This window comes from Stenotrophomonas sp. pho (assembly GCF_006228405.1).
Lineage (GTDB): Bacteria > Pseudomonadota > Gammaproteobacteria > Xanthomonadales > Xanthomonadaceae > Stenotrophomonas > Stenotrophomonas sepilia.
In genome coordinates, this window is the sequence record NZ_CP029759.1 from 1,605,116 (window position 1) to 1,630,542 (window position 25,427).

General features: G+C 66.4%; 27 protein-coding genes, 5 tRNA genes, 1 pseudogene and 1 riboswitch. Of the genes and pseudogenes, 24 read left to right on the forward strand and 9 right to left on the reverse strand.

All coding sequences use genetic code 11. The features are described 5' to 3' along the window. Window positions 1-37 precede the first annotated feature (37 nt). The 6 genes from DL544_RS07530 to DL544_RS07555 all read left to right on the forward strand — a co-directional run bounded on the left by DL544_RS07530 (window position 38) and on the right by DL544_RS07555 (window position 5,961). Complete coding sequence (locus DL544_RS07530) at window positions 38-1,144, forward strand: NAD(P)/FAD-dependent oxidoreductase (protein ID WP_139726950.1); 1,107 nt, start codon at window positions 38-40, stop codon at window positions 1,142-1,144. A 116-nt stretch (window positions 1,145-1,260) separates the two neighbouring features. Then, window positions 1,261-1,336, forward strand: a tRNA-Gly gene (locus DL544_RS07535). Between the two features lie 369 nt (window positions 1,337-1,705). Continuing rightward, window positions 1,706-3,169: a TolC family protein gene (locus DL544_RS07540; protein WP_065179818.1), complete on the forward strand. Its 1,464-nt coding sequence runs from the start codon at window positions 1,706-1,708 to the stop codon at window positions 3,167-3,169. Beyond that, window positions 3,166-4,305, forward strand: a complete 1,140-nt coding sequence (locus DL544_RS07545) for an ABC transporter permease (RefSeq protein ID WP_005415989.1) — start codon at window positions 3,166-3,168, stop codon at window positions 4,303-4,305. The genes DL544_RS07540 and DL544_RS07545 overlap by 4 nt, the downstream gene beginning before the upstream one ends. Window positions 4,306-4,315: 10 nt before the next feature. Beyond that, window positions 4,316-5,044: an ABC transporter ATP-binding protein gene (locus tag DL544_RS07550; protein ID WP_065179820.1), complete on the forward strand. Its 729-nt coding sequence runs from the start codon at window positions 4,316-4,318 to the stop codon at window positions 5,042-5,044. Continuing rightward, entirely contained in the window at window positions 5,041-5,961 is a 921-nt protein-coding gene (locus DL544_RS07555; RefSeq protein WP_065186117.1) for an HlyD family secretion protein, read from the forward strand. The genes DL544_RS07550 and DL544_RS07555 overlap by 4 nt, the downstream gene beginning before the upstream one ends. A 4-nt stretch (window positions 5,962-5,965) precedes the next feature. On the opposite strand, the gene DL544_RS07560 is transcribed toward DL544_RS07555, so the two are convergent. Then, window positions 5,966-6,415 (reverse strand): hypothetical protein, encoded by a 450-nt coding sequence (locus DL544_RS07560; RefSeq protein ID WP_065179822.1) that lies wholly within the window; start codon window positions 6,413-6,415, stop codon window positions 5,966-5,968. Between the two features lie 133 nt (window positions 6,416-6,548). On the opposite strand from DL544_RS07560, the gene DL544_RS07565 reads away from it, so the two are divergent. From DL544_RS07565 to DL544_RS07585, 5 genes are all read left to right on the forward strand, one after another. Then, window positions 6,549-6,624 (forward strand) — tRNA-Gly (locus DL544_RS07565). A gap of 142 nt (window positions 6,625-6,766) precedes the next feature. Continuing rightward, window positions 6,767-6,842 (forward strand) — tRNA-Gly (locus tag DL544_RS07570). Window positions 6,843-6,908: 66 nt separating this feature from the next. Further along, window positions 6,909-6,982: transfer RNA gene (locus DL544_RS07575), tRNA-Cys, on the forward strand. Window positions 6,983-7,099: 117 nt separating this feature from the next. Further along, on the forward strand, window positions 7,100-8,014 hold the full coding sequence (locus tag DL544_RS07580) for an ADP-ribosylglycohydrolase family protein (protein WP_139728084.1): 915 nt from the start codon (window positions 7,100-7,102) through the stop codon (window positions 8,012-8,014). A 218-nt stretch (window positions 8,015-8,232) separates the two neighbouring features. Next, window positions 8,233-8,502: a hypothetical protein gene (locus DL544_RS07585; RefSeq protein WP_005415995.1), complete on the forward strand. Its 270-nt coding sequence runs from the start codon at window positions 8,233-8,235 to the stop codon at window positions 8,500-8,502. Window positions 8,503-8,524: 22 nt separating this feature from the next. Here the strand turns inward: DL544_RS07585 and DL544_RS07590 are convergent, their stop codons facing one another. After that, a complete protein-coding gene (locus DL544_RS07590; protein WP_139726951.1) occupies window positions 8,525-9,601 on the reverse strand; it encodes an alpha/beta hydrolase family protein in 1,077 nt (358 codons plus the stop codon). A gap of 189 nt (window positions 9,602-9,790) precedes the next feature. Between DL544_RS07590 and DL544_RS07595 the strand changes: the two genes are divergently transcribed. Beyond that, the gene (locus DL544_RS07595) at window positions 9,791-10,624 is read left to right on the forward strand and encodes an AraC family transcriptional regulator (RefSeq protein ID WP_005415997.1); all 834 of its coding nucleotides are present in this window, start codon (window positions 9,791-9,793) and stop codon (window positions 10,622-10,624) included. Between the two features lie 3 nt (window positions 10,625-10,627). Here DL544_RS07595 and crcB read toward each other — a convergent pair whose 3' ends face one another. Beyond that, window positions 10,628-11,020: a fluoride efflux transporter CrcB gene (gene crcB / locus DL544_RS07600; RefSeq protein WP_139726952.1), complete on the reverse strand. Its 393-nt coding sequence runs from the start codon at window positions 11,018-11,020 to the stop codon at window positions 10,628-10,630. 81 nt (window positions 11,021-11,101) lie between these two features. Next, window positions 11,102-11,164: riboswitch (Fluoride riboswitch) on the reverse strand. A 22-nt stretch (window positions 11,165-11,186) separates the two neighbouring features. After that, entirely contained in the window at window positions 11,187-11,588 is a 402-nt protein-coding gene (locus DL544_RS07605; RefSeq protein ID WP_139728086.1) for a helix-turn-helix domain-containing protein, read from the reverse strand. 111 nt (window positions 11,589-11,699) lie between these two features. On the opposite strand from DL544_RS07605, the gene DL544_RS07610 reads away from it, so the two are divergent. Continuing rightward, a complete protein-coding gene (locus DL544_RS07610) occupies window positions 11,700-11,903 on the forward strand; it encodes a helix-turn-helix domain-containing protein (protein ID WP_005416000.1) in 204 nt (67 codons plus the stop codon). 359 nt (window positions 11,904-12,262) lie between these two features. Then, window positions 12,263-12,499, forward strand: a complete 237-nt coding sequence (locus DL544_RS07615) for a hypothetical protein (RefSeq protein WP_005416001.1) — start codon at window positions 12,263-12,265, stop codon at window positions 12,497-12,499. 9 nt (window positions 12,500-12,508) lie between these two features. Here the strand turns inward: DL544_RS07615 and DL544_RS07620 are convergent, their stop codons facing one another. Together DL544_RS07620 and DL544_RS07625 are read right to left on the reverse strand one after the other, a co-directional pair. Continuing rightward, complete coding sequence (locus tag DL544_RS07620) at window positions 12,509-13,558, reverse strand: 4Fe-4S dicluster domain-containing protein (RefSeq protein ID WP_065179313.1); 1,050 nt, start codon at window positions 13,556-13,558, stop codon at window positions 12,509-12,511. After that, window positions 13,555-13,842: a hypothetical protein gene (locus DL544_RS07625; protein ID WP_014036651.1), complete on the reverse strand. Its 288-nt coding sequence runs from the start codon at window positions 13,840-13,842 to the stop codon at window positions 13,555-13,557. Before DL544_RS07625 ends, DL544_RS07620 begins: the two co-directional genes overlap by 4 nt. A gap of 179 nt (window positions 13,843-14,021) precedes the next feature. On the opposite strand from DL544_RS07625, the gene DL544_RS07630 reads away from it, so the two are divergent. Both DL544_RS07630 and hemN read left to right on the forward strand, forming a co-directional pair. After that, the gene (locus DL544_RS07630) at window positions 14,022-14,462 is read left to right on the forward strand and encodes a group III truncated hemoglobin (protein ID WP_032954077.1); all 441 of its coding nucleotides are present in this window, start codon (window positions 14,022-14,024) and stop codon (window positions 14,460-14,462) included. Between the two features lie 44 nt (window positions 14,463-14,506). After that, window positions 14,507-15,916: an oxygen-independent coproporphyrinogen III oxidase gene (hemN, locus tag DL544_RS07635; protein WP_053500383.1), complete on the forward strand. Its 1,410-nt coding sequence runs from the start codon at window positions 14,507-14,509 to the stop codon at window positions 15,914-15,916. Window positions 15,917-15,937: 21 nt separating this feature from the next. On the opposite strand, the gene DL544_RS07640 is transcribed toward hemN, so the two are convergent. Continuing rightward, window positions 15,938-16,024: transfer RNA gene (locus DL544_RS07640), tRNA-Leu, on the reverse strand. 130 nt (window positions 16,025-16,154) lie between these two features. Here DL544_RS07640 and DL544_RS07645 point away from each other — a divergent pair. From DL544_RS07645 to DL544_RS07660, 4 genes and pseudogenes are all read left to right on the forward strand, one after another. Next, window positions 16,155-16,589: a BLUF domain-containing protein gene (locus DL544_RS07645; protein WP_005416006.1), complete on the forward strand. Its 435-nt coding sequence runs from the start codon at window positions 16,155-16,157 to the stop codon at window positions 16,587-16,589. A gap of 143 nt (window positions 16,590-16,732) precedes the next feature. Further along, on the forward strand, window positions 16,733-18,019 hold the full coding sequence (locus DL544_RS07650) for a nucleotide sugar dehydrogenase (RefSeq protein ID WP_005416007.1): 1,287 nt from the start codon (window positions 16,733-16,735) through the stop codon (window positions 18,017-18,019). Window positions 18,020-18,074: 55 nt separating this feature from the next. Next, a pseudogene (locus DL544_RS07655) lies at window positions 18,075-19,696 on the forward strand (FMN-binding glutamate synthase family protein). 137 nt (window positions 19,697-19,833) lie between these two features. Then, window positions 19,834-20,295 carry a GNAT family N-acetyltransferase gene (locus tag DL544_RS07660; RefSeq protein ID WP_053500365.1) on the forward strand — a complete coding sequence of 154 codons (462 nt, stop codon included), beginning with the start codon at window positions 19,834-19,836 and terminating at the stop codon, window positions 20,293-20,295. 39 nt (window positions 20,296-20,334) lie between these two features. Here the strand turns inward: DL544_RS07660 and DL544_RS07665 are convergent, their stop codons facing one another. Together DL544_RS07665 and DL544_RS07670 are read right to left on the reverse strand one after the other, a co-directional pair. Beyond that, window positions 20,335-21,582: a TIGR03862 family flavoprotein gene (locus DL544_RS07665; RefSeq protein WP_139726953.1), complete on the reverse strand. Its 1,248-nt coding sequence runs from the start codon at window positions 21,580-21,582 to the stop codon at window positions 20,335-20,337. Continuing rightward, window positions 21,569-22,003, reverse strand: coding sequence for an FKBP-type peptidyl-prolyl cis-trans isomerase (locus tag DL544_RS07670; RefSeq protein ID WP_065179310.1), 435 nt, complete (start codon window positions 22,001-22,003; stop codon window positions 21,569-21,571). The genes DL544_RS07665 and DL544_RS07670 overlap by 14 nt, the downstream gene beginning before the upstream one ends. Window positions 22,004-22,073: 70 nt before the next feature. Between DL544_RS07670 and DL544_RS07675 the strand changes: the two genes are divergently transcribed. The 4 genes from DL544_RS07675 to DL544_RS07690 all read left to right on the forward strand — a co-directional run bounded on the left by DL544_RS07675 (window position 22,074) and on the right by DL544_RS07690 (window position 25,397). Beyond that, entirely contained in the window at window positions 22,074-22,439 is a 366-nt protein-coding gene (locus DL544_RS07675) for a DUF6164 family protein (RefSeq protein ID WP_065179309.1), read from the forward strand. Window positions 22,440-22,874: 435 nt separating this feature from the next. Then, on the forward strand, window positions 22,875-23,642 hold the full coding sequence (locus tag DL544_RS07680; protein ID WP_065179308.1) for a sulfurtransferase: 768 nt from the start codon (window positions 22,875-22,877) through the stop codon (window positions 23,640-23,642). Window positions 23,643-23,833: 191 nt separating this feature from the next. Continuing rightward, a complete protein-coding gene (locus DL544_RS07685; protein WP_005416014.1) occupies window positions 23,834-24,829 on the forward strand; it encodes an LLM class flavin-dependent oxidoreductase in 996 nt (331 codons plus the stop codon). Between the two features lie 70 nt (window positions 24,830-24,899). Then, window positions 24,900-25,397, forward strand: a complete 498-nt coding sequence (locus tag DL544_RS07690) for a pyridoxamine 5'-phosphate oxidase family protein (protein ID WP_005416015.1) — start codon at window positions 24,900-24,902, stop codon at window positions 25,395-25,397. Window positions 25,398-25,427 lie beyond the last annotated feature (30 nt).

Sequence of the window (25,427 nt, forward strand, 5' to 3'; positions counted from 1 at the left end):
CGAAGCTGCATCTGTGTTCCTCCAGAACGATGCAGCCATGCCCCAAACTCCTTCCGCCTACGACCATGATGTGGTCATCGTCGGCGCCAGTTTCGCCGGTGCCGCCTGCGCATTGGCCGCTGCCCAGTACGGGCTGCGCGTCTGCATGGTGGAACGCAAGGCCGACCCCGGCGGGCGGCTGCACACCACCGGCATCGTGGTGAAGGAAGCGATGGAGCAGACCTGGCTGGGGCGCATGCCCGAACATCTGGTGCAGCGGGTCGCAAACGTGCGCCTGTATGCGCCGAACCTGCGCAGCGTGTTGCTGGCCGCACCGGGTTACTACTTCCTCACCACCGATACGCCGAACCTGATGCGCTGGCTGGCCAGCGAACTGCACACGAACGGCGTCGACCTGCGCCTGCAGCAGTCCTTCACCGACGCCCGTCGCCGCGGTGACGGCTGGCAGGTGGAAGGGGCAGGGAGCTGCGCCTATCTGGTTGGCGCCGATGGCGCGCGCTCACGCGTGGCCTGGCGCACCGGCCTCGGCCAGGTACGTGACAACCTCTACGGCGTAGAACGTGAGTTCGCCGGTCAGCAGGTGGCGCAGGGCGATGCGCTGCATTGCTTCGTCAGCAAGCGCTACGCCCCGGGCTACATCGGCTGGGTCGCCCAGAATCCGAGCGGTCTGCAGGTCGGGTTGGCGCTGCGTCACGATCCGCAACGGGTGCGGCCGCCGGACATTGAGGGTTTCCTCGACCACGTGCGCGGTGTGGTCAACATTCCGCCTTCGGCGCGCCCCTCGGCCACCCGCGCCGGCCTGGTGCCCTGCGGCCGACCGGATGGTCCGATCACTGGCCACCGGCTGATCCTGACCGGCGACGCGGCGGGCATCGTCTCGCCGCTCTCCGCCGGAGGTATCCACTCCTCGTGGCGGCATGGCTGGGCGGTCGGCGAGGCGATTGCCCGCCATCTGCGTGGGCAAGGGCCGGAAGCGGAACGGGTGGCGCAGCAGGTGGCGCCGGCGTTCCATGGAAAGCGCCTGCTGCGCTGGGCGATGGATCATCTGCAGGTGGACTGGCCGTTCAACGCGCTGCTGCATACGTCCGCCACGAGGCGCATCGCCGAGCAGATCTATTTCCATCGTCGTGGCGTACGCGCGTGAAGGGTGCCGGCAGGCGTGCCTGGGCGCCGTCCCTCGCTTCCCGTGAAAATTCCTGTTGACGCCGTGCAGCAATATCGACACAATAGCGCTCCTTCGACGCAGGTCGAACGAAATCTGCGGGAATAGCTCAGTTGGTAGAGCGCAACCTTGCCAAGGTTGAGGTCGCGAGTTCGAGTCTCGTTTCCCGCTCCAGATTCATGAAGAACGCTCCCGAAAGGGGGCGTTTTTCATTTGTCATGATGTTTGCGGCAGGGGCCGCTACAGTCGCGCCACAGCATCTTCATAGCGGGCGTGATATCACTCGCCCGGCGTGACGAATCCGAGGTCAGTGTCGCAATCGGAATGGCGGGACGCATCGGTCGTGGGGACGACCGCAGGCGAGGGAAGCGGAGAGCGCGTCAACAAGACGCAATGGCCTGGATGTTGCACCAGCGTTCCGCGCGTCGCATGCACTGAAAGGCTGGCGAAAGGCCAACACCATCGTTGCCTGAACCGCACGCGTGTTGTGACCGTTTTCGGACCAATTCTCCATGTTCGCTCCACAATCGCACGGTAGCCTTCATGCTCCTTCTACACGTTGGCGGGCTGGTGGTCAGGCGTATCACTCCAGTGGCAGTGCCCAGGACCGGGCGCGGACTCTCCCTGCAAGCATTGCTGCGCCCGGGCGCACTGCTGACCAGCCTGGCGCTGGCAGGTTGCATGTCGGTGCCGGCTCCGGACCTGCCTGATCGCACCCCCAGCACCTGGACCCAGGTGCCGCAGGGCCAGGGCGTGGCGGTGGAGGCCAGGCAGTGGTGGAAGGTGCTGGCCGACCCGGCGCTGGACGGCCTGGTCGATCAAGCCATCGCCGGCAACCTTGATCTGCAGCAGGCCACGTTGCGCCTGCAGGCAGTGCGGATCGTCGCCGGCACCTCGGATTCGCGCTTCCTGCCGGAGATCTCGGCCAGCGCCAAGCAGGTACAGGACGCCGCCGCGGTCGACACCTATTTCCATGCGGGCATCGAAGCGATCTGGGACCTGGGCCTGTTCGGCGCCGCCGAGAGTGCCCATCTCAGCGCGCAGGCCTCGGCCGGTAATGCCGAGGCGTTGCGCAATGCCGCACAAGTGGCGGTGATTGCCGACGTGGTGCGCAGCTATCTGGACCTGACCGTAGCGCAGGCCCAGCAGGATCTGCTGGTCAGACAGCAGGCCGTGGATGATCGCGGCGAACAACTGGCACGGGTTCGCCTGCGCCTGCGCCTGGATGAGCCGGGCGAGCTGGAACGCCTGCGCGCGCGCCAGGCGGCGACCCGGGCAGCGACGGCGCAGGCCCGCGAAAATGCGGACAACGCGGCCCGCGCGCTGGCGCTGCTGCTGGGGCGTGACGGGCCGGATCCCGCCTGGCGCGCGTACCGCGCGCCGCCGAAGCTCGGTGCATTCTCGCTGCAGCAGGTCCCTGCGGATCTGCTGCGCTACCGCCCGCAGATCCTGCTGGCCGAATCAGAGGTGATGCAGGCAGCGGCCAGCAAGGGTTCGGCGCGCGCAGCGATGTATCCACGGGTCAGCCTTGGCGGCTCCATCCTGTACGCGTACAACCTCACCCAGAACGCCCGCTCCAATTCCGATTCGAGCCCGTCGATCGGCCCGTACATCGATATTCCGCTATGGGACTGGGGCCAGCGTCGCGCGCGCTTCCATGCCAATGAAAAGCAGCTGGATGCCGCCTTGCTGGGATACCGCAAGGCGGTGCTGGAAGGCGTGAGCGAAGTGGAAGGCGCGCTGGGCAGCCTGGCGCGGCAGGACAGCAGCATCCAGTCGTTGCGCGCGGCCAACGACGCCGCCGGGCAGCAGGTCAAGCGCCAGGCGCGGCAGGTGCAGCTGGGTCTGTCCAGCGAGTTCGATGGACTCGACACGCAACGCGCCGCACTCGCCTCGCAGGCTGATCTGATCGCTGCGCAGGGTGCGCGCGTTCTGGCCTTTGCATCGCTGTACCGCGCCCTCGGCGGCGCCCCGCTGCCTGCCGAGGGTGAGGGCGAGCCACAATGATCGCACTCGCCCGCAAGACCCTGGCCTATGAGTGGCGCCGGTTCCTGCCGGTGGTGCTGGCGATGTGTTTTGCCGGTGTGCTGTTGATCGTGCAGGCCGCACTGGTGCTGGGCATCTTCGGTACCGCTGCGATCTATGTGAAAGCGTCCTCGGCTGATATCTGGGCTGGTTTCCCCGGCACCCAGAGTGTGAATTACGGCCATGCAATCAGCGCGGATGTGGAAAGCCATCTACGCATGGACCCGGATGTCACCCGCGTCGAGCCCTACGAGTGGGTCGATGGCGAATGGCGATCCGGCGCGCAGGGCACCGGCAATGTGTCGGTGTACCTGTCCGGTATCTCCACCCGGGACGATGCGATGATGTTCGCGCGCATCCTCCCTGCCAACCTGCGCGCGCAGCTGCGCGAGCCGGGTGCGGTGATCGTCGACAGCGCCGATCTGGATACGCTGGGCGTGGACCTGCAGAACAACCGTGCCTGGATCAATGGCAAGGCGGTGCGCGTGGTCGCTGCACAACCGGGCCTGCGGGGCCTGGGCGGCGTCAACGTGCTGGCCTCGCTGGATACTGCGCGTGCCATCGCCGGTACCGACCCACATGAGGGCAGTACCTACTTCGTGGCGGGCCTGCGCTCGCCGGACCTGGCCGGTCGTGTGCGTGACCGCTTGTCCGCGTCGATGGGCCGGGCCACGCCGGTCGAGTTCTGGACCGCGCCGGAATTCGCCAGCCGCTCTCAGCAGTACTGGTTGTTCGATACCGGCGCGGGCATCGCGGTGTTGTTCATGGCCGTCATCGTCTGCTTCGTCGGCGCGGTGATCACCAACCAGTCGTTCGCGTCGGTGGTGGCTGGCTCAGTGCGCGAGTACGCCACGCTCAATGCGCTCGGTGCCGGTCGCTACGCGCTGGCGCGGGTGGTGTTCGAGCAGGCCTTGCTGATCGGCGGCGTGGGCATGTTGCTGGCGGCAGCCTTCAGCACGGTGGTGCTGTTGATCGCGCAGACCCAGCGCGTGCCGGTGCAGCTGACACCGATGGTGATCCTCGGCTGCGTGGCGCTGGTGGCGGTGATGGCCATGCTCTCCAGCATCATGGCGGTGCGCAGTGTCGTCCGCTCCGATCCATCGTTGCTGCTGCGTTGAGGACCGGCCGATGACTTCTACACGCGCCGTCGCTCCGACCCTGCGGGCCGACGCATTGGAAAAAGGCTTCATGTCCGGTGATGTGCAGGTGCCGGTGCTGCGCGGCCTGTCGCTGGACATCTATCCCGGCGAGCTGACCCTGGTGTCGGGCCCGTCCGGCTGCGGCAAGAGCACGCTGCTGTCGCTGCTGTCCGGCCTGTCCGCACCCGATGGCGGTCGCGTGCACGCGCTGGGCCAGGACGTGGGCCACATGACCCGCAGTGAAGTGGAGCGTTTCCGCCTGCACCATGTCGGCTTCGTGTTCCAGGGCTTCAACCTGTTCCCGGCACTGACCGCGCTGGAGCAGGTGCAGCTGCCACTGGGCTACCGCGGCATGCGCAATCGCGAAAGCGAGCCGCTGGCCCGCAAGGCGCTGGAAGAAGTCGGCCTCGGCCATCGAAGCCACATGCGCCCGGCGCAGCTGTCCGGTGGCGAGAAACAGCGCGTGGCGGTTGCCCGCGCGTTTGCCAAGTCGCCGACCCTGATCTTCGCAGACGAACCCACCAGCGCGCTGGATGCCGAGAACGGCCAGCGCGTGATCGACATCCTGCATCGATACGCGCGTGCGCATGGCGCCACCGTGCTGTGCGTGAGCCACGATCCGCGCCTGATCCGGCATGCCGATCGGGTGATCGCCATGGAAGACGGCATGGTCCGTGATGACCGCCGCCAGAACGAAACCGTAGAGTCCGCCCCATGACCAAGACGTCGCATCTGCTTCCCCTCAGCCTGGCCCTGTCCGCGGCACTGCTGCTCGGCGCCTGTTCCAGGGAAGCGCCTACCGCTGCATCGGCCCCCTCAGGCAAGGAGGGTACTGCCGCCGCCGGCAAGGTCGCCGTGGCGCGTGGCATCATTGACGTCGAAGGTGGCCTGATCGCACTGGCGCCGCCGGTGGATGGCTCGATCACTGCAGCGCCGGTGAAGGAAGGCGCCACGGTGAAGAAGGGGCAGTTGCTGCTGTCGCTGGATGGTGCCCTGCTGCAGCAGGAGGTGGCGATGGCCACCGCCGATCTGGCCTTGGCCAATGACCGCCTGAAGGGCAGCCAGGCGCAGCTGCGCGAACTGGAGCGCAGCGCCATCCGTCTGTCCACGGGCGCCAGCGAAGGCGTGTCCTCGAACCAGCAGGCCGATGCGGCCAAACAGCAGTTGGCTGCTGTGCGTGCCGATGTCGACGTGGCCGGTGCGCAGGTCGACATGGCGCAGCACAAGCTGGAGCACGCGAAGCTGAGACTGCAGCAGATGTCGTTGAGCGCGCCGGAAGCCGGCACCGTGGTCGGCCAGGTGCCGGGCGTCGGCGCCTTCGTGCAGGCCGGCAAGCCGGCGATCTCGTTGTTGCCGGCGCGCCCGCTGCAGGTGCGTGCCGAACTCAGCGCCGCCTACGCCGATGCCGTGCAGGTGGGCATGAGGGCTACTGTCGTGCCGGACAGTGATGGTGCGGAGAACATGGGCACGCTGCCGCCTGCACGCGTGGTGCGCATCAGTCCGGTGTTTGCGCAGGCACGCCTGCCTGAAGATGCAGGACGTGGCATGGCCAAGGTGGTGGAGTGCGTGTTGGAGTTCGACGGGCAAGCCAAGGCGCGCTTCGGCCAGCACGTGCGGGTGGAGTTCCGGAAGTAAGCCTCTAGCGCTGCGGCGGGGGAGTCTGTGGTGACCCGCGCCGCCAGAGCGCCCGCCACGCGCTCACCGCCGACACCACGCACAGCGCCAGCAGCAATCCCACGTCCAGCAGCAGCAACCACAGCAGGTGCATGCCTTGTACCGGCGGCTGGTGCATCGCCGACAGCATCCACGGTATCGACCACACCAGCAGCAGGGCGAAGGCGATCAGCAGGCGCAGCCACAGGCGTTTGAGTTTCCACGGGCGCACGATCAGTGCCGCCACCACCAGTTCAACCGTGCCCAGCAACGCGAACACGATGACGGTGCTGGTCGGATAGGGCAGCTGGGCGCCTTCCAGGCGATGCAGCAGCCAGTAGTCCGGAGTGAAGCCAGCATTGACAAGTGCGGCGATCAGCGCCAACCAGGTCAGCGCGACCAGCAACCAGAACAGGCGGACGTAGCGTCTCGGCATCGGGGGTGTCCGTGCTTGGGCGGGGCAGCGTAACCCAGTGCGGACGCCCGTGACCGCATGATGTGAAGACTGTTGACGGCGTGAAGGAATTTGGACACAATAGCGCTCCTTCGACGCAGGTCGAATGGAATCTGCGGGAATAGCTCAGTTGGTAGAGCGCAACCTTGCCAAGGTTGAGGTCGCGAGTTCGAGTCTCGTTTCCCGCTCCAGATTCTACAGGGCCCCGGTAGGGGCCTTGTTTTTCTCCCGCCACGGCAAGGCGGGGCACGTTGGGCCACAAGGCTTTACGCGCAGTCAGAAAAGTGAAATCGCTGGTGTGTTTTCCGGATTTCCGGTAGCATGTCGGCTTACGCGGGAATAGCTCAGTTGGTAGAGCGCAACCTTGCCAAGGTTGAGGTCGCGAGTTCGAGTCTCGTTTCCCGCTCCATGTTCCGACAGGCCCCATCTTGGGGTTTTGTCTTGTCAGGGCTAGGTTCCTGGCGCGCAGTACGTTGGCCTCATGGCAGAGTGGCTATGCACCGGATTGCAAATCCGTTTACAGCGGTTCGATTCCGCTTGAGGCCTCCAATTGAAAAGCCCTGACTCCGGTCAGGGCTTTTTTGTTTGGCTGCGATCGATTCCCCGCTCGCGCGATCACCGCTCGGCAGTCAGTCATGGCAGATGCGGTGGCGCTACACTCGTGTGATGAACCAGATTGATCACTTCCGCGGCGCCTTGCTCGGCCTCGCGTGCGGCGATGCCGTCGGTACCACGCTGGAGTTCAAGCCTCGTGGCAGCTTCACCCCGATCACCGACATGGTGGGTGGTGGGCCGTTCCAGCTGCAGCCGGGGCAATGGACCGACGATACCTCCATGGCGATGTGCCTGGCCGAGAGCCTGGTGCGTTGTGACACCTTCGATGTGCACGATCAGATGAACCGCTACGCCAACTGGTACCAGCATGGGTACTGGAGTGCGACCGGCGAGTGCTTCGATATCGGTATGGCAACGCGGGCTGCCATCGACCGGTTCCTGCAGGACGGCCAACCGCTGGCGGGTAGTGACGACCCACGCAGCGCTGGCAATGGCTCGATCATGCGTTTGGCGCCGGTGGCATTGCGCTACGCCGGGACTCCCGACCTGCAGGCCATGGCCGAGCTGAGTTCGCGAACGACGCACGCTGCGCAGGAGTGCCTGGAGGCGTGCCGCTTGCTGGCGGTCGCGCTGGAGCGGGCGTTGGCAGGTGGCACCCGTGACGCGGTGCTGGATCTCAGCAATGTCCCTGTCGAGAGCGCGCGGCTGCGGCAGATCGCGGCGGGCGGCTACCGCGGTGCCGCGCGTGAGCAGATCCGTGGCAATGGCTATGTTGTCGACAGTCTGGAAGCTGCACTCTGGTGCTTTGATCGCCACGACACCTTTGAAGCCGTCGTACTCGAGGCGGCCAATCTTGGCGAGGACGCCGACACCACGGCCGCCATTGCGGGGCAGCTGGCGGGCGCATTCCATGGTGCGCGCGGAATCCCCGGGCGGTGGTTGCAGCGGCTGGCCCTGCGTGCCGAAATCCAGGCGCTGGCCGATGCGCTGCACGCCTTGAACCAGGGCAGCGACCGCGCTGCGTGAGTCGGGTTCCCTGCCTGTGAACTGCGCCGGCAGGATGCTCCCTGCCGCCGCCATTTCCGACGCCGCGCTGCTTCACCTGCAGCAGTCCGCCACGCCCCGGTCACCAGTCTCAGCGGGCCACGACATGGAAAGGCGCTATGGTCGAGTTCCACGTCTCAGGGAGCCGCAATGGCGAGCAAGGACATCACGCGTCGTTCCAGCCACGGAGCGAAACGGAAATGAGCAAAGTCACGGCAGATGTGCGCTGGTTGACCTTCCGCTTGAAGAACGGGCAATCCATTGGCCCTGATCGGCTGAAGGACGGATGGGTCATCGCCTCGGAAACCGCCCGCTGCGGGGTGCGCCGCGAGCATATCGAAGGGTCGGGCCTGGTGTATGCCCTGTACGCGCCGGCCAACCTGGCCTCACCACGGCGCGCGGAAATGCGCATGCGCGAATTCCTGATGAGCTCGGGCTACACCTTCACGATGGGCACGCTGGGCGGCTGAGCTGCGCGCGGGCCGCGATTGCTCAACGCTGCGCGGCCTTCAACGCCTCGATGATCTGCGCGCCGGAGAAGCCACAATGGCCTTCGCCAACGGGCGGCAGCACCTGTGGCAGCGGACGGGCGCCGGCCCGTGCGGCCGTCTGCGGATACACTGTCTGCATGCGCGGCACGATCGTCGGGTCGTTGTTGTTGAACTGGATCACCAGCGGTCGCCTCAACGCACCGCTCAATGCCAGCTCCCTGCGGACAGCGGCCTGCGCGGCAGGCACGGCATCGATACGTTGTACGCCCGCATTGAACGCCATGTCGTCACCGAAGCCGCTGTAAGCCACACCTCTGTTGCCCACCGGCATGCCGCCACTGCGCGTGGCCAGTTCGTGCAGTACCAGTGCATGCAGGCTGATCGTGCCGGCCAGTGCATCAGCGGACACCTGCAGCCGCTGTGCCAGCAACGCGGCATGCGACGGGCTGCGTTGCAGCGCATTGGAGATGCCCTGGTACAGTTCGCCCTGTGACAGCGCAGCCGCTTCGCGTGAGACCAGTCCCGCAGCCGGCAGGCCTTCGGCCTTGGCAAAGAAGTAATCGAAAGCGACCAGCGTGGTCAGCAGATCACTCGCGATCTGTTCGCCACTGAGATTGGCGCCGCATAGCGACACACCACCGGCGTAGTGTTGCGGGAACCGCTCGAGGCTGGCGAGGGTCACGGCGCCGCCCATCGAAAATCCCAGCATCCAGACATGGCGCACATGCTTGAGTTCAGCCACTACATGCCGGCGCAGGCGTTCCATGTCGGTGATCGCATCGGCCACCGCCCAGCCCTGGCTGGCATAGGCGCTCTGCGCGACGGCGTAGCCTGCAGCCAGCAGTGGCGCGGTGCCGTCATTGGCGGCCATCGGCGTAGCACGTGGCACGCCTACCGGCTCGTAGCCGTGCGCCAGCATCACCAGGTCACCGTTCCAGTCGGCCGGCACGTCCAGGCGCCACGGCGCGCCCTGCAGCTCGCCGCTCAGCGTGCGTGCCGCCGTTGGCGCTGACGCCAGCAAGGTCGTCGAAGGCAGCAGCAGGCCGAGGGCGAGGGCGCATCGAAGCAGGGCGGGCATCGGGGTCATTCCATGCGGGAATGACCCCGAGCATAGATGCCAGCGAAATGTTGCGCGCGCTGCACTGCCGCAGGAAGGGCGGGCTGGGGGGGGGGGCACCCGCTCCCCGAGTTGATCACGTCCGCTACGGGGGTGATTCCGATACGATGTGTCGCCTTGATCTCTTTCTACTTTACCCAGGGTCCCGTCATGGTCGACCGTCTCGCCATTCTGCTTGAACGCTTTGCGGTTACCGCCTCGGTGTTCCATGCCGGCGCGCTGTGCGGCATCAACTCGCTGGCGGGCGAGGATGACGCTGGGCAGCTGCATCTGGTGCGACGTGGCCCGTTGCAGGTCAGCCATGGCCAGCAGACCGTCCAGGTCGAGGTGCCGAGCCTGCTGCTGTACCCACGGCCGATGCCGCATCGGTTCAGCACCGATCCGCAGCACGGCGCCGACATGGCCTGCGCTAATCTGCATTTCGAGGGCGGGCGGCTCAACCCGATCAGCGCGGCGTTGCCCGATTTCATCTGCCTGCCGCTGGCCGATCTCTACGGCGGCAACGCAGCGCTGGAGCTGCTGTTCGAAGAAGCCTTTGAGCAGCGCTGCGGGCGTGCGGCGATGGTCAACCGGCTGTTCGAGGTGGTGATGATCCAGGTGCTGCGGCAGCTGATGGAAGGGGGCGAGATGCGTGGTGGCCTGTTTGCCGGGCTGGGGCATCCGCGGCTGCGGCTGGCGCTGGTGGCGATGCATGAGGCGCCCGCACAGTCCTGGACCCTGGAAGACCTGGCCGAGGTGGCCGGCATGTCACGCAGCGTATTTGCTGCCAGTTTCCGTGAGGCGATGGGCACCACCCCGGGCCAGTACCTGCAGGGCTGGCGGGTGGGCCTGGCGCAGCAGGCACTGCGTCAGGGGCGCCCGTTGAAGCGGATCGCTGATGACGTTGGCTATGGTAGCGAAGCCGCGCTGTCGCGCGCATTCAAGGCACATACCGGGCAGTCGCCGCGGGAGTGGCGCGGACAGGCCCGCGCCGGCGCGGGCTGAGCCTCAGCCCAGCACCAGCCGGGCCAGTTTCATGCCACCGAACAGGCCAACCAGGCCCAGTGCCACCGAACCGCCGGCGTACAACGCTGCCAGGCCATGCTGGCCGCGCTGCAGCAGCAGACCGATTTCCAGCGCGTAGGTGGAGAACGTGGTGTAGCCGCCGAGGACGCCGGTGGCCAGCAGAAGGCGCAGCTGCGGCGACGCGCCATTGCGCAGGGCGAAGGCTTCGACCAGCGCGCCCATCAGCAGTGCACCGCTGATGTTGATCAGGAAGGTCGACCACGGCCACGGGTTGCCGACCGCTACCCGCGTACCGATCAGGTTGCAGGCATGGCGAAGGCAGGCGCCGAGCCCGCCGCCGACGAAGACCAGCAGATAATTGTTCAGTGCGTGCATCACATGCCTCGGTTGCGGGTTCGCTGATTTGATGGCGAACGCCGACGGCAGGCACGGCCCGCCATCGACGAAGACCGGTTCGTCCTGGCAGGAGCCATCAGCCCTTTCGGGCGGTTATCGGGGAGCCCCATCCCCATCCGCGACCATGCTACCAGTGGTAGTGCATTCACGTCATCGAGGTCGTCAGCACCCGGATGACCTTGCCGCGGCTGAAGCCGTCCATCAGCAGTTCGAAGGCCAGCAGGTCCAGGGCCGCGTGGCGGCGATGGTCGATCTGCAATCCCTTCTCCTCCACCAGATGGCTGACCAGTTCGTAGGCGTCCTGCCAGACATCCAGGTGGGCCTGGCTGGGGATATAGGTATTGCCCCGCTCACCGACGCCAAGCCCGCTCACGCCGTACAGCAGTTCACGCGCGTCCAGTTTGGCCGCATCGGCGATGCGGAACAGCTGTTCGGCCTTCACATGGGCGGGGCTGACATGGTCGTTGAGCCAGTTGCTGATGGTTGCCGTCGTCGAATCGGCGGCGCGGGCCAGATCGGCCGGGCGAGGGTGCCCGGCTTTCTTCATGGCAATGGCGAGTCGTTGGCCGAGAGTATTCATCTATGCAAGCCAGCTTAACGCGTGGATCGCAAAGTTCCCTTGTTCCAAGAATAAGTCTGGTTAACAGAAGGACCGACCGTGACCGAATTCTGGAGCAAGGGGCAGGTACGCGCCCGGCTGGGTTTCCGGACCGATGCCGAACTGGCGCGCTTTTTTGGCATAAGCCGATCTGCCGTGTCGCAATGGCCCAAGAACTTCCCGATTCCTGCGCTACGCCAATACATCCTGCATCAGCGCTATCCCAACCTGTTCCCCGCGACTGAGGATACGCAGGGCGAGTAAGCCTAAACTGCGCCGCCTTTTGTCGCATATAGCACCCTAAGCGGCATTTGCTAAGTATGCTTAGCAATATTGGAAACTTCGATGAAACGGGGCTGGCCCATCAATGGCGCCTACCAGGGCGGGGCCGGGGAAATCGGGGCAGTGTGTCGGGTCCGGCCCATCCGGGCACCCCGTCTCCCCGTATGTGGTTTCGTGAACGATTAATAATTTCGATCACGAAAGTCGCGGTATGTAATTGACCTGTCGTGAAATCTATGACTAATTGGGATCAACCGGACGTGAAGCCCGGGAGTCTTTCAGTAGCTCGCAAGTGAGTCGGTAGACCGTCAACGATGCAGAACAAGTCCAACGGAGGTCGTATGGAATACGGCATGCATGGCTTGGCTGAACGGGTACGCCGCGAACTGGAAGCCAGTTATCACAAACACGGATGCGGTCCGGCGTTCTGGGATACCTACCAGCAGGTGCTGGACCGCCTGGTCCCGCAGGGGACCGAGCGTACCGAAGTCACCAATGAAATGGCGCTGATCATCGAGCAGCTGGGCATCGTCCGACGTGCGCAGCTGGTGCCGCCGCACGCCAACGGGCCGCGTTGATCCGTTGATTCAAAGCAGGCGCCAGGCGCCGCAGGCCAACAGCGCCAGCAGTATCGACAGCAGTGCCAGGGTCCGCGGTCGCCACCATTGCCGCGGTTGCCCGGCCATGGCCTGCGGACTGCAGTAGCGCACCAGCCCCGGGCCGAAACCGGCCTGGTGCTGCTGCCGCGAGCAGGCCTCCAGGCAGGCGCCGCAGGCCAGGCAATCGGCCTGAGGTCCCTGGCGGATATCCAGTTGCATCGGGCAGGCGCTGACACAGGCAGCGCAATCGGTGCAGTCGCCCAGGCGGTCGGCGCTGAAGGTGGGCATCGGTCCGGCCAGCAGCGGATGTGCAGCGCGGAACACGTAGTCCTGTGCGGTGGTCGGGTCGAGCAGGCCACGGCCGCGTCCGAGCACGCCCCCCAGCCCCGACGGACGCATGCCGCGCGGTTCGCCGCGGCGCGCGTCGTACAACATGCGGGGTGTATGCGGATCGGTCAGCAGCGGCTGCAGGCGCGCGAACGGGCACAGCGAACGGCACACCTGCTCGCGCAGGAAGCCGGCATTGCCCCAGGTGGCGGCGGCATAGAACAGCACCCAGAACGTTTCCCAGCCGCTCCAGCCGGCATGCGGCGCGGCGGCCACCAGTTCTTCGATCGGGCTGAACAGACCGACGAACGTGATGCCGGTCCACAGCGACAGCAGCCCCCATGCCACCTGGGTGGCAGGGCGCACGGCGGGCGCTGGCAAGGCCCGGGCCATGGCGCGCGCAATCCAGTCGAAGGCGCGGCGCCATAGCGTCTGTGGGCAGGCGTGGCCGCACCAGATGCGGCCGACGAGGTGGGTGAGCAGCGCGAGGCCCACCGCCAGCACCGCCAGCAACCCTATCAGCACGCCAACATCGCCGGGCCACAATGTCCAGCCAAACAGGTCAAAGCGCCGTGCGTTGATGTCCAGCAGCAGGGCCTGCCGCCCATTCCAGCGCAGCCATGGCAGGGCATAGAACAAGGCCAGCAAGAGCATGCTGAGTGCGGCGCGCCAATGCCAGCGGCGTGGGATTCCGGTGCAGGCCGTACTCATCCCAGCGGCAGCTCGTCGTCGTCGTCGCTTGGCATCGGTCGCTGCAGGTACCAAGTGACCGCGCTGGACAGTGCGGTCACCGACCAGAACATGAAGAATCCTGCCGTATAGCCCAGTTCGCGGCTGATCGCCGTACCCGGAAAGCTGATCGCCTGCAGACGCAGCGGGTCGACAAAGGCGAAGAACACCACGCTGGCCAGGCCTGCAGCGATGAAGCTGGGCCAGAGGATGGCGCCCCAGTGCTGGATCAGCTGCTGGCGGCGGCTGGGAGAGGGTCTGTTCATGCTGTCCCGGGTCGGAATGAGGGCGGCGCGTATACTCCGCCGAGGCTGGCGCAGCATCCGCAGGGCATGCTTCCTGCAGGAATGCCAGACTAGGTGCAGCGGACTGCGCCGACATTGATCTGGATCAACGGCGGTGCCGGCCGGCTACGGCACACTGCCGGCAAGCTTTGGATACCCCGATGAACGCAATATCGCCGCCTGTCCTGCCCGTCGCCTCGCCCGGGCTGTGCACTGAGCAGGAAGTGACCCGCCTGGTCCACGACTTCTATGCACGCGTGCGCGAGGAGGAGCGGTTGGGGCCTGTGTTCGAGGCACACGTCCACGACTGGCCGGAACATCTGGCGCAGCTGGTCGATTTCTGGTCGGCAATGCTGCGCGGCACGCGCCGCTTCAAGGGCTCGCCGATGTCCAAGCACATGGCCATCGAGCTGGACAAGGACCTGTTCGACCGCTGGCTGGTGCTGTTCCGGATCACCACCGCCGAGTGCGGCAACCCGCCCATGCAGGCGCTGGCCAACGACGTGGCCGCGCGCATCGGTGACACCTTCTGGAAGCGCTACCAGATGCTGCGCTGGCCGCAGGTCGGCCTGCCGGTGCTGGAAATCCCCACCCGCGATTGATCTGGGTCAAGGCGGTGGCGTCCGCCCGGCGCGATGCTGGCGGCATGGACACGTTCTCACCCGCCGCCGGCGGTCTTGCCTGGACCTTCGACCCCGACCTGCTGCGCCGGCATGACCGGCCGGGGCCGCGCTACACCTCGTATCCGACCGCGCCTCACTTCCACGATGGCTTCGATGCGCCGGCGCTGCGCCAGGCAATCGCCGACAGCAACCAGCTGGCCCGCGCGCTGTCGCTGTACGTGCATGTACCGTTCTGCTCCAGTCCCTGCTTCTACTGCGGCTGCAACCGGGTGATCACCCGCGACCGCGGCCGTGGCCACAGCTACGTCGCGCGCGTGCTGGCCGAGGCCGACCTGCTGGCGCCGCAGTTCGAGGACGGCCGTGAAGTCATCCAGCTGCACCTGGGCGGTGGCACGCCGAATTTCCTCGAGGCCGAGGCGATGACCACGCTGGTGGAAGGGCTGCGCCGGCGCTTCGATTTCAGCGATTCACCGCAGCGCGATTTCTCGATCGAACTCGATCCGCGCTTCATCGATACCCGCGATGTCGCCATGCTGGCGCGGCTGGGCTTCAACCGCGCCAGCCTGGGCGTGCAGGATTTCGACCCACAGGTACAGGAAGCGATCAACCGCGTGCAGGGCGTGCAGCAGACGCTGGACATCCTGCAGGCCTGCCGCGACAGCGGCATGCGTTCGGTCAACGTCGACCTGATCTATGGGCTGCCGGGACAGAGCCTGGAAGGGTTTGGCCGCACCCTGGAACGGGTGCTGGCATTGCGCCCGGATCGCCTGGCGGTGTACGGCTACGCACACCTGCCGCATCTGTTCCGCGCACAGAAGCAGATCGACGAACGCCGCTTGCCTTCGCCGGAAGACAAGCTGGCGCTGCTGGGCCTGGCGGTGGAGAGGCTCTCCACTGCGGGCTACCAGTACATCGGCATGGATCACTTCGCACTGCCGGAAGAAGATCTGTCACGCGCGCAGCGCGCCGGGCAGCTGCATCGCAATTTCATGGGCTATACCACCCACGCCGATACCGATCTGCTCGGCCTGGGCGTGAGTGCGATCAGCCACATCGGTGCCACCTACAGCCAGAATCCGCGCGACCTGCCGTCATGGGAGGATGCCGTGGACCAGGGGCAGTTGCCGGTGTGGCGCGGCGTGGCGCTCAGCGCCGACGACCAGCTGCGCGCAGAACTGATCCAGCAGCTGATGTGCCAGGGCGAAGTGGACGGTGCGGTGCTGGGCCAGCGCCATGGCGTGGATTTCGAGCAGTACTTCGCCGAAGACCTGCGTTCGGTGCAGCGGCTGCAGGAGGACGGTCTGGCCGAGTACCGTGACGGTGTAGTGCGCGCCAGCGAGCCTGGACGGCCGTTGCTGCGGCTGCTGGCGATGTGCTTCGACCCGTACCTGCGTGCGGCCTGCGAGCAGCCGCGCTACTCGCGTGCGATCTGACGTTCGTCGTGAAAAGTGCGATGGTGCCCGGAGCCGGAATCGAACCGGCATGGGGTTGCCCCCGGCGGATTTTAAGTCCGATGCGTCTACCAGTTTCGCCATCCGGGCCTGCAGCGCGGCGCCGATTGTAGCCCAGCTGCGGAATCCCGACCGGATTGCAGTGGAGCGGCGGTGTGCTTAACTGTCGCTCCCATTCATGTCATAGTCCAAAGCATCGTTCCCAGGGGGGAGCCACCCGATGTCGCTGCACGCGATTGCCTATGCCAGCGAGGCCCGCGCCGACCTGCAGACAACCGATCTTGACCGCCTGCTGGCCGATGCCACCGCATTCAACCGAGTAGCCGGTGTCACGGGTGTGCTGATGTTCGATGGCAGCCGTTTCCTGCAGTACCTGGAAGGCCCGGAGGATGGCATCGATTCGGTGTACCAGCGCATCGCCAATGCGCGCAGCCATGGACAACTGAAGGTGCTGTGCCGCGCGCCGGTGGCGCAGCGGGCATTCCCGCGCTGGTCGATGGGGACCCGGCGCATTGAGGCAGAACTGCTGGTACAGATCGTCGACGCCTCATGGCCGGGCTTCGTGCTTGGCTGCGGTGGCTTCGAGCGCCTGCTGCAGGCCTGGACCGGCGCCGATGGTGAACTGGAGCCGGCCGCGGTCGCACTGGGCTCCTGACCCCACCTTGGCGGCCGGGCACCCGGGCCGTTAGGCTGTAGCCTTTCTGGCATGGATCTTCCCGGAGTGGCAAAGCGAATGAGTAGGTCGGCCATGCCCATGGCAGTACGCATGCGATTTCAGCCGTTGCATGGGATGCGGCGTTGAGCGCGCCGCTTGCGGCAGCAGCGGCGCCGCGCTTCGCGGTGATCGGGCTGGGCTACGTGGGCCTGCCGCTGGCGGTGGCCTTCGGCCGGCACTGGCCCACGCTGGGCTTCGACATCGATGCTGATCGCATCGCCGAGCTCCGCGACGGCCAGGACCATACGCTGGAAATGGAGGCCGATGAGCTGGCCAGTGCACAGCAGTTGCAGTACGGCAGCGATCCGGCATTGCTCGATGCCTGCAATGTCTACATCGTTACCGTGCCGACCCCGATCGACGCCTATGAGCAGCCCGATCTGGAGCCGCTGCGTTCGGCAACGCGGCTGATCGCCAGCCACCTGCGTGCGGGTGACCTGGTGATCTACGAATCCACGGTCTACCCCGGCACCACCGAAGAGGTCTGCGTGCCGTTGCTGGAGCAGCTTTCCGGGCTGCGCTTCAACGAAGACTTCTACTGTGGTTACAGCCCGGAGCGGGTCAGCCCCGGCGACCGCCAGCGGCGCCTGGCCGATATCCGCAAGATCACCTCGGGGTCGACACCGGAAGTGGCTGCGGTGATTGATGGCCTCTACCAGCGCATCATCGCCGCCGGCACCTTCCCGGCGCCGTCAATGCGTGTGGCCGAAGCGGCCAAGGTGGTGGAGAACATCCAGCGTGACGTCAACATCGCGCTGGTCAATGAGCTGGCGCTGATCTTCGACCGGCTCGGCATCGACACCCAGGATGTGCTCGACGCCGCCGGCAGCAAGTGGAACTTCCTGCCATTCCGGCCGGGCCTGGTCGGCGGCCACTGCATCGGCGTGGACCCGTACTACCTGCTGCACAAGTCCGAGAGCGTGGGCTACCACCCGGACCTGATCCACACCGCGCGGCAGGTCAACAACCGCGTCGGCGAGCATGTGGCGTCGCGTGTGCTGGCAATGCTGGCCGAACGTGGCCGCGTACCTGCGCAGTCGCGTATCCTGGTGCTGGGCGTGACCTTCAAGGAGGATTGCCCGGACCTGCGCAACAGCCGCGCGCTGGAACTGGCGCAGCGCCTGCGTGATGCCGGCGCACAGGTGGAGGTCAGCGACCCGTGGGTCGGCCCGGCGGCATTGGCCGACGCGGGCGTGCACTGGCTGGCCGAGCCGGTGGCGGGGAGTTACGACGCCGTAGTCCTGGCAGTGGCCCATGCCCGATTCAAAGCCATGGATGACGCCGCAATCCAGGCGCTGCTGGCACCCGGCGGCATCGTCTACGACGTGAAATCGGCCTGGCCGCGCAATGTGGTTGACGGTCGCCTGTAAACGCCGGTGACGGCCGGCGCGGTAGACTCGCAGGCAGTTGCAACCAAGGAACGCCATGCACCGGTATATCGTCTACCTGCTCGCCATCCTGATGTTTCCCATCTGCCTGTGGTTGGCCACGATCTGGCCGGCCTGGTACTGGGGCGTCGGCCTGACTGCCGCGATGGTGGCGCTGGGGACCTGGGATCTGCTGCAGAAGCGCAGCACGCTGCGCCGCAACTATCCGGTGATGGCGCATTTCCGCTATGGCCTGGAATCAATCGGCCCGGAAATCCGCCAGTACTTCGTGCAGAGCGACCTGGAGGACGTGCCGTTCTCGCGCCAGCAGCGTGCGCTGATCTACCAGCGCGCAAAGAACGAAATGGACACGGTGCCCTTCGGTACCCTGCGCAGTACCTACGCGGTGGATTACGAGTGGATCAACCATTCGCTGGCTCCCACCTCCATTGCCAAGCATGATTTCCGCGTGCTGATTGGGCCGAACTGCGCCAAGCCTTATTCGGCCAGCGTGTTCAACATCTCGGCGATGAGCTTCGGTTCGCTCTCGGCCAACGCGATCCGCGCATTGAACGAAGGTGCGCGGCGCGGCGGCTTCTACCACGACACCGGCGAAGGTTCGATTTCGCCCTACCACCGCGAGATGGGCGGCGATCTGGTCTGGGAAATCGGCTCGGGCTACTTCGGCTGCCGTGACGAGAAGGGTGGTTTCAGCGAAGAGCGCTTCGTCGCCAACGCTACCGATGACCAGGTCAAGATGATCGAGATCAAGCTGTCGCAGGGTGCCAAGCCGGGCCACGGCGGCGTGCTGCCGGCACCAAAGGTGACCGCCGAAATATCGGTGACCCGTGGTGTTCCGATGGGGTGGACTGCGTATCGCCGTCGCGTCACTCGGCATTCTCGACGCCGGTCGAACTGTTGCAGTTCGTGGCCCGGCTGCGCGAGTTGTCCGGTGGCAAGCCGGTCGGTTTCAAGCTGGCCATCGGCCACCCCTGGGAATGGTTCGGCATCGCCAAGGCGATGCAGGAAACCGGGCTGCTGCCGGACTTCATCGTGGTCGATGGCGCCGAGGGAGGCACCGGCGCGGCACCGGCTGAATTCGTCGACCATGTCGGCGTGCCGATGCATGAAGCACTGCTGCTGGTGCACAACACCCTGGTCGGCCTGGACCTGCGCGAGCGCATCCGCATCGGTGCCGCTGGCAAGATCACCAGTGCGTTCGACATCGCGCGCACCATCGCGCTGGGTGCCGACTGGTGCAATGCCGGCCGAGGCTTCATGTTCGCGCTGGGCTGCATCCAGTCGTTGAGCTGCCACACCGACAAGTGCCCGACCGGCATCGCGACCCAGGACCCCGCGCGCTGGAAGCATCTGGATGCACCGGACAAGGCCACCCGTGTATACAGCTATCACGAGCACACGCTGCATGCCTTGAAGGAACTGTTGTGCGCGGCGGGCCTGAACGATCCGGCCGAGCTGGGGCCGGAGCACATCCTGCGTCGCGTGTCGCCGGTGGAAATCCGTTCGCTGGCGTCGCTTTACCGTTACCTGGAACCGGGCGAGCTGCTGCACACGGTGCCCGACCATGCGGTGTTCCATGCATTCTGGGCCGATGCGCGCAGCGACTCGTTCCAGCCGCCGCCGAAGATCCAGGCTCTGCGCGCCAGCAAGTCGCGGTAGCGTGATGTTGTAGAGCCAAGCCCATGCTCGGCTGTTCTTCGTTCCGACCTCGCGATGACTGATTGAAAAGCAGTCAAGCATGGCTTGACTCTACAGAAAGGCAGCCGAGCATGGGCTCGGCGCTACAAGGAGGCGCCATGCAGTTCAGGACCGGTAGCATCGACGATGTCGCCACGCTGTGGGCGCTGCGCACGCGCTGTGTGCGCGAAACCTGCAGCAGCCATTACCCTCCCGAGGTCATTGCACCGTGGTCGGCCTCGCCGCCACCGTCGCAGTACGCGCGGCTGTTGTCGCAGGGCGGATGCGTGGTGGCCGAGGACGGGCAGGGTGGCCTGCTCGGCTTCGGCGTCTTTGATGTCGATGCCAATGAAGTCGACGCGTTGTTTGTCAATCCCGATCGTGGCGGCGAGGGGATCGGCCAGGCGCTGATGCAGCGCCTGTTGGCAATGGCCGATCGTGAGCGCGAGGTGGTGCTGTCGGCGTCGCTCAATGCCGTGCCGTTCTATCAACGGCAGGGCTTTGTCAGCGTGCGTGAGGAAGCCTATGCGCATCCCAGCGGTGTGGCGTTGGCCTCGGTGAGCATGCGCAGGCCGTGGTGATGTGGCGTCGAGCATGGGCTCGACGCTACCCCGCAGGCGTCACCGCTCCGCCAACCAACCGATCACGCCCTCGGCGGCACGCCGGCCACTGGCGTAGCACGCGGTCAGCAGGTAGCCGCCGGTGGGGGCTTCCCAGTCCAGCATTTCACCGGCGCAGAACACGCCGGGAACGGCCCGCAGCATCAGGCCGTCATCCAGCGCATCCAGGCGCACGCCACCGGCGGTGCTGATCACCTCGGCCATCGGCCTTGGGCGCAGCAGGCGCAGCGGCAGGCGCTTGAGCGTGGCAGCCACAGCCGGCAGGTCGTTGCCGGCCTCCCTGCCAAGAATCTCGAACACGAGTGCGGCCTTCACCGCATCCAGACCCGCCTGGCGGCGCAGGTGCTCGCCGAAGCTTCGGCCCTTGCGGGGACGTGACAGGTCGGCCAGCAGGCGCGCCTCGTCGCGACCGGGCACCAGGTCCAGCCACAGCATTGCGTGGCCATCGCGGTTGATGGTCTCGCGCAGGTCGGCGGCCAACGCGTAGACCAGACTGCCTTCAATGCCATATTCGCTGGCCACGCACTCGCCCTGCAGCGACCGAGGTTGTCCAGCCAGGTCGATCCAGTGCGCGATCACCGGCTTCAATGGTGCGCCGGCATTGCGCTGGGCAAAGAACGGCGTCCAGTCCACGTCGAAGCCACAGTTGGCTGACTGCAGCGGCGCGATGTCCACGCCACGCGCCTGCAGTGGCACGACCCAGGCGCCATCACTGCCCAGCTGCGGCCAGCTGCCCCCGCCCATCGCCAGCACGGTGGCATTGGCGCGGACATCGACTTCGCCCGCATCGGTGGCAAAGCGCAGGGCGCCGTCGTCGCTCCAGCCGATCCAACGGTGGTTGGCGTGCAGGCGCACGCCCTGTTCCTTCAACCGGCGCACCCAGCCGCGCAGCAGCGGCGCCGCCTTGCGGTCGACCGGGAACACGCGGCCGGAGCTGCCCACATAGGTTTCCACGCCCAGGCCGTTGGCCCAGTCACGCAGTGCCTGTGCGTCGAAGCCGTCCAGCCAGCTGCCGACCACAGCGGCCTGCTCGCGGTAGCGGCTGTCGAACAACGGCCGCGGATCGGAATGGGTGAGGTTGAGGCCGCCCTTGCCGGCGATCAGGAACTTGCGGCCAGGCGACCCCTTGGCCTCGTACAGGTCGACCTCCAGCCCAGCGGCACGCAGGCGTTCGGCGGCGAACAGGCCGGCCGGGCCACCGCCGATGACGGCGACGCGGTGGGGCATGGCGGCATTACGGTTTGACATCGAGCAGCTCGACGTCGAACACCAGCGACGAGCCCGCCGGAATCGGGCCGACCTTGCGGTCCCCGTAACCGTAGTCCGGCGGAATCATCAGCGTGCGCTTGCCGCCGACCTTCATGCCGGCCACGCCCTCGTCCCAGCCGCGGATGACCTGGCCGGCGCCGAGCGCGAAGGTGAACGGCTCGCCGTGCTTGAAGGAGCTGTCAAAGGTCTTGCCGTGCTTGGTCTCGGTACGGTTGTCGTAGATCCAGCCGGTGTAGTGCACCGTGACCTTGTTGCCGGCGATGGCTTCGGCGCCGGTGCCGGGCACGGTATCGATCCGCTCGAAGGTCGTCAGCGTGCCGCCGGGCGGCGGGCCGGATGGTTCGGTCGAGCAGCCAGCGGCGGCGAGGGACAGCAGCAGGGGAAGCAGCAGGCGGCGCATCGGGCGTCTCCAGAAGGGCGCGGGGCGAGGGCGGCAAGGGTAGCGCATCGGCGCCGGGTATCATGGGGCCATGGCAAAACTCCTGCTCAATCTGCGCAATGTCGGCGACGACGAATATGCCGATGTCTGCACGCTGCTCGATCAGCACGGCATCGCCTGGTATCGCACCGAACCCAGCCCGTGGGGCATTTCCAATGGTGGCCTGTGGCTGCGCGACGACGCTGATCATCCGCGTGCGAAGGCGCTGATGGCGGAGTACCAGGCGGCGCGCGGCGTGCGCGTGCGGGCTGAACGCGAGCAGGCATTGCGCGAGGGGACGGCGGAGACATTCGGCAGCCTGTTCCGGCGCCGGCCGGCCTATGTGGTGCTGGTGCTGCTGGCGATGGCCGGTGCGGCGGCACTGGTGTTGCTGCCGTTCGTGCTGTTGCGGGGGTAAGGGGCGCGGCCGGGTTGCACCCGGCACCCGCAGAGGCAACGGCAACGTCAAAAGCTGGTTTCCGTGGGATGGCGCGGCGGTGTGGGCAGGCGGGACACGCCGTAGACCCCGCTTCGCGGTCCGGCCCAGCCGCTGGCGGCTGTGCGTTCGGGCGCTTGCGAAGCAGTGCTTCGCAAGCAAAGCGCCTCACCCCTGGGGGCTCGATGGCGCCTTGCTCGTGTGCGCTGTCCTGCGCACACGGCAAGACCGGGGTTGGGCGTCCTGCCCAACCCGCCCGAGGCATGCCTCGGGCCCATGGCGCCAACGGTCCCGCCTGCCCACACCGCCCCGCCTCTGACAAGTTCTGGGTACCTGCCGGGGTCGGATCCCTCTGCCGCGCAGAGGGCTCTGACCCCTGAATCTGTCTGTGCGGGCGGGAGGCGCTAAAATTGCGGGATGATCGCCAATACCGCTGCCTATCATTTCGCCGTCATCGACGCCCCCCAGGCCCTGTGCGACCAGCTGCTGGCCCTTGCCGAGACGGCGCAGCTGCGCGGCACGATCCTGGTGGCGGGCGAGGGACTGAACCTGTTTCTGGCGGGGGCGCCGGAGGCGGTTGAGGGCTTCTATGCAGCGCTGCATGCCGATGCGCGTTTCGCCGACATGCGGGTCAAGACCAGCCTGAGCAAGCATCAGCCGTTCGCGCGGCTGAAGGCCAAGGTGAAGGACGAGATCATCAGCTTCCGCCGCGATGACGGCCAGCCGCTGGACTATCCGCGCGCACCAGCGGTTGATCCGGCCACCGTGCAGCGTTGGTTGCGGCAGGGGCATGATGACGCCGGCAAGCCGGTGGTGATGCTCGATACCCGCAACCTGCAGGAAGTGGAGTACGGCACCTTCAAGGATGCGCTGGTGTTGCCCATCCGCAAGTTCACCGACCTGCCCGAGGCGCTGGCGCCGCATCGCGATGCGCTGCGGGACAGCACCGTGGTCAGTTTCTGCACCGGCGGCATCCGCTGCGAGAAGGCCGCGCTGTGGATGGTCAATGACGGCATGGACAATGTGCTGCAGCTCGATGGCGGCATCCTCGGCTACTTCGAGGAGGTGGGCGGCGAAGGCTACGAAGGCCGCTGCTTCGTGTTCGATGAGCGCGTGGCGCTGGATGCCGAGCTGAAGCCGATGGTCGACCAGCCACTGCCCGAGCCGCGCCCCAGCGCGTTCTGACGCTTGCCCGGTAGAGCCGGCCGCTGGCCGGCTGCCAGGGCACGTTGCCCGCCGGCCAGCGGCCGGCTCTACCGGACCAAGCGCGGTGGGCGCTGAACCCGCCCTACGGGAATCAGCATCCCGCCACCGTCACTGGCCGCTGCGCCCGGCCGCCCCCATGCAGAGGTGATCCTGTGACGGAAAAGCGCCTGATGATCCCGTTGTCGATCCTTGACTTGGCCCCGGTCTGCGAGGGCAGTGACACCACCGCCGCCTTCGCTAACATGCTGGAACTGGCCCAGCACGCCGATGCGCTGGGCTACCGCCGCTACTGGTTGGCCGAACACCACAACATGCCCGGCATCGCCAGTGCCGCCACCGCCGTGCTGATCGGTCATGTTGCCGGTGGCACCCAACGCATCCGGGTCGGCGCGGGCGGCATCATGCTGCCCAATCATGCCCCGCTGCAGGTGGCCGAGCAGTTCGGAACGCTGGCCTCGCTGTATCCGGACCGCATCGACCTTGGCCTGGGCCGTGCGCCGGGCACCGATCAGCCGACCGCACGTGCACTGCGCCGCTATTTCGACAGCGCCGACCAGTTCCCGCAGGACGTGCGCGAGCTGCTGCACTACTTCGAGCCGGTCCAGCCTGGACAGGCGGTGCAGGCCGTTCCGGGTGGTGGCCTGCGGGTGCCGACCTGGATCCTCGGATCAAGCCTGTTTGGCGCACGCATGGCGGCCTCGATGGGCCTGCCGTATGCATTCGCCTCGCATTTCGCGCCGGACGTGATGGACGAAGCGCTGGCGGTGTACCGCCGCGAATTCCGCCCCTCGGCCACGTTGAAGCAGCCGCACGCGATGCTGGCCCTGAACGTTGTTGCCAGCGACAGCGAGGCCGAGTCGCGTCGCCTGTTCACCAGCCAGCAGCAGAGTTTCGTCAACCTGCGCCGCGGCCGGCCGGGCAAGATCCCGCCGCCGATCGACGACATTGAAGCCTTCTGGGAGCCGCACGAAAAGTTCGGCGTGGAACGGGCCCTGGCCTGCACCGTGCTGGGCGATCCGCAGCAGGTGGCCGAGGGTATCGCCGCTTTCGTTGAGCGGCACAAGCCTGACGAGCTGATGCTTACTGCCAACCTGTATGACCATCGTGCGCGCCTGCGTTCCTTCGAGCTGGCGATGAACGCCTGGCATGGCCGCCACGCGGGCTGAACAACCGCGTCACGGCCCGTTGCGGCCGATCCGCGTCTGATGGGGGCTCCCCACTTCTGGAGTCCCCACCATGGCCGAGACCCGCGCCGAACACATTGCCCAGCTGGCTGAACTGATCAAGGACGTGGAGGTGGCGATGTTCACCACCACCGGCGTCGACGGGCGACTCTACAGCCGGCCGTTGGCCACCCAGCAGGTCGCCTTCGACGGTGACCTGTGGTTCGTGATCACCGCCGACAGCCCGAAGGTGGCCGAGATCGCGCTCGACCCGCGCGTCAATGTGGCCTATGCCTCGCCATCGAAGAACACCTATGTGTCTGTGGCGGGGCGGGCGCGGGTTGTCGATGATCGCGCGAAGATCGAAGAGCTGTGGTCGCCGGCGATGAAGCTGTTCTTCCCCGCCGGCAAGGAAGACCCCAACCTTCGCCTGATCCACGTGCGCGCCGATAGCGCCGAATACTGGGATGGCCCGGGCACCTTGCTGGGCAAGGCATTGAGCTTCGTGCTGTCGGCGGTGCAGGACGATCCGGCACCGCTGGCGGACAACGGATTCGTCGACCTTCGGTGATTGCCGCATCCGCGCGTTGCGTGGATCTAG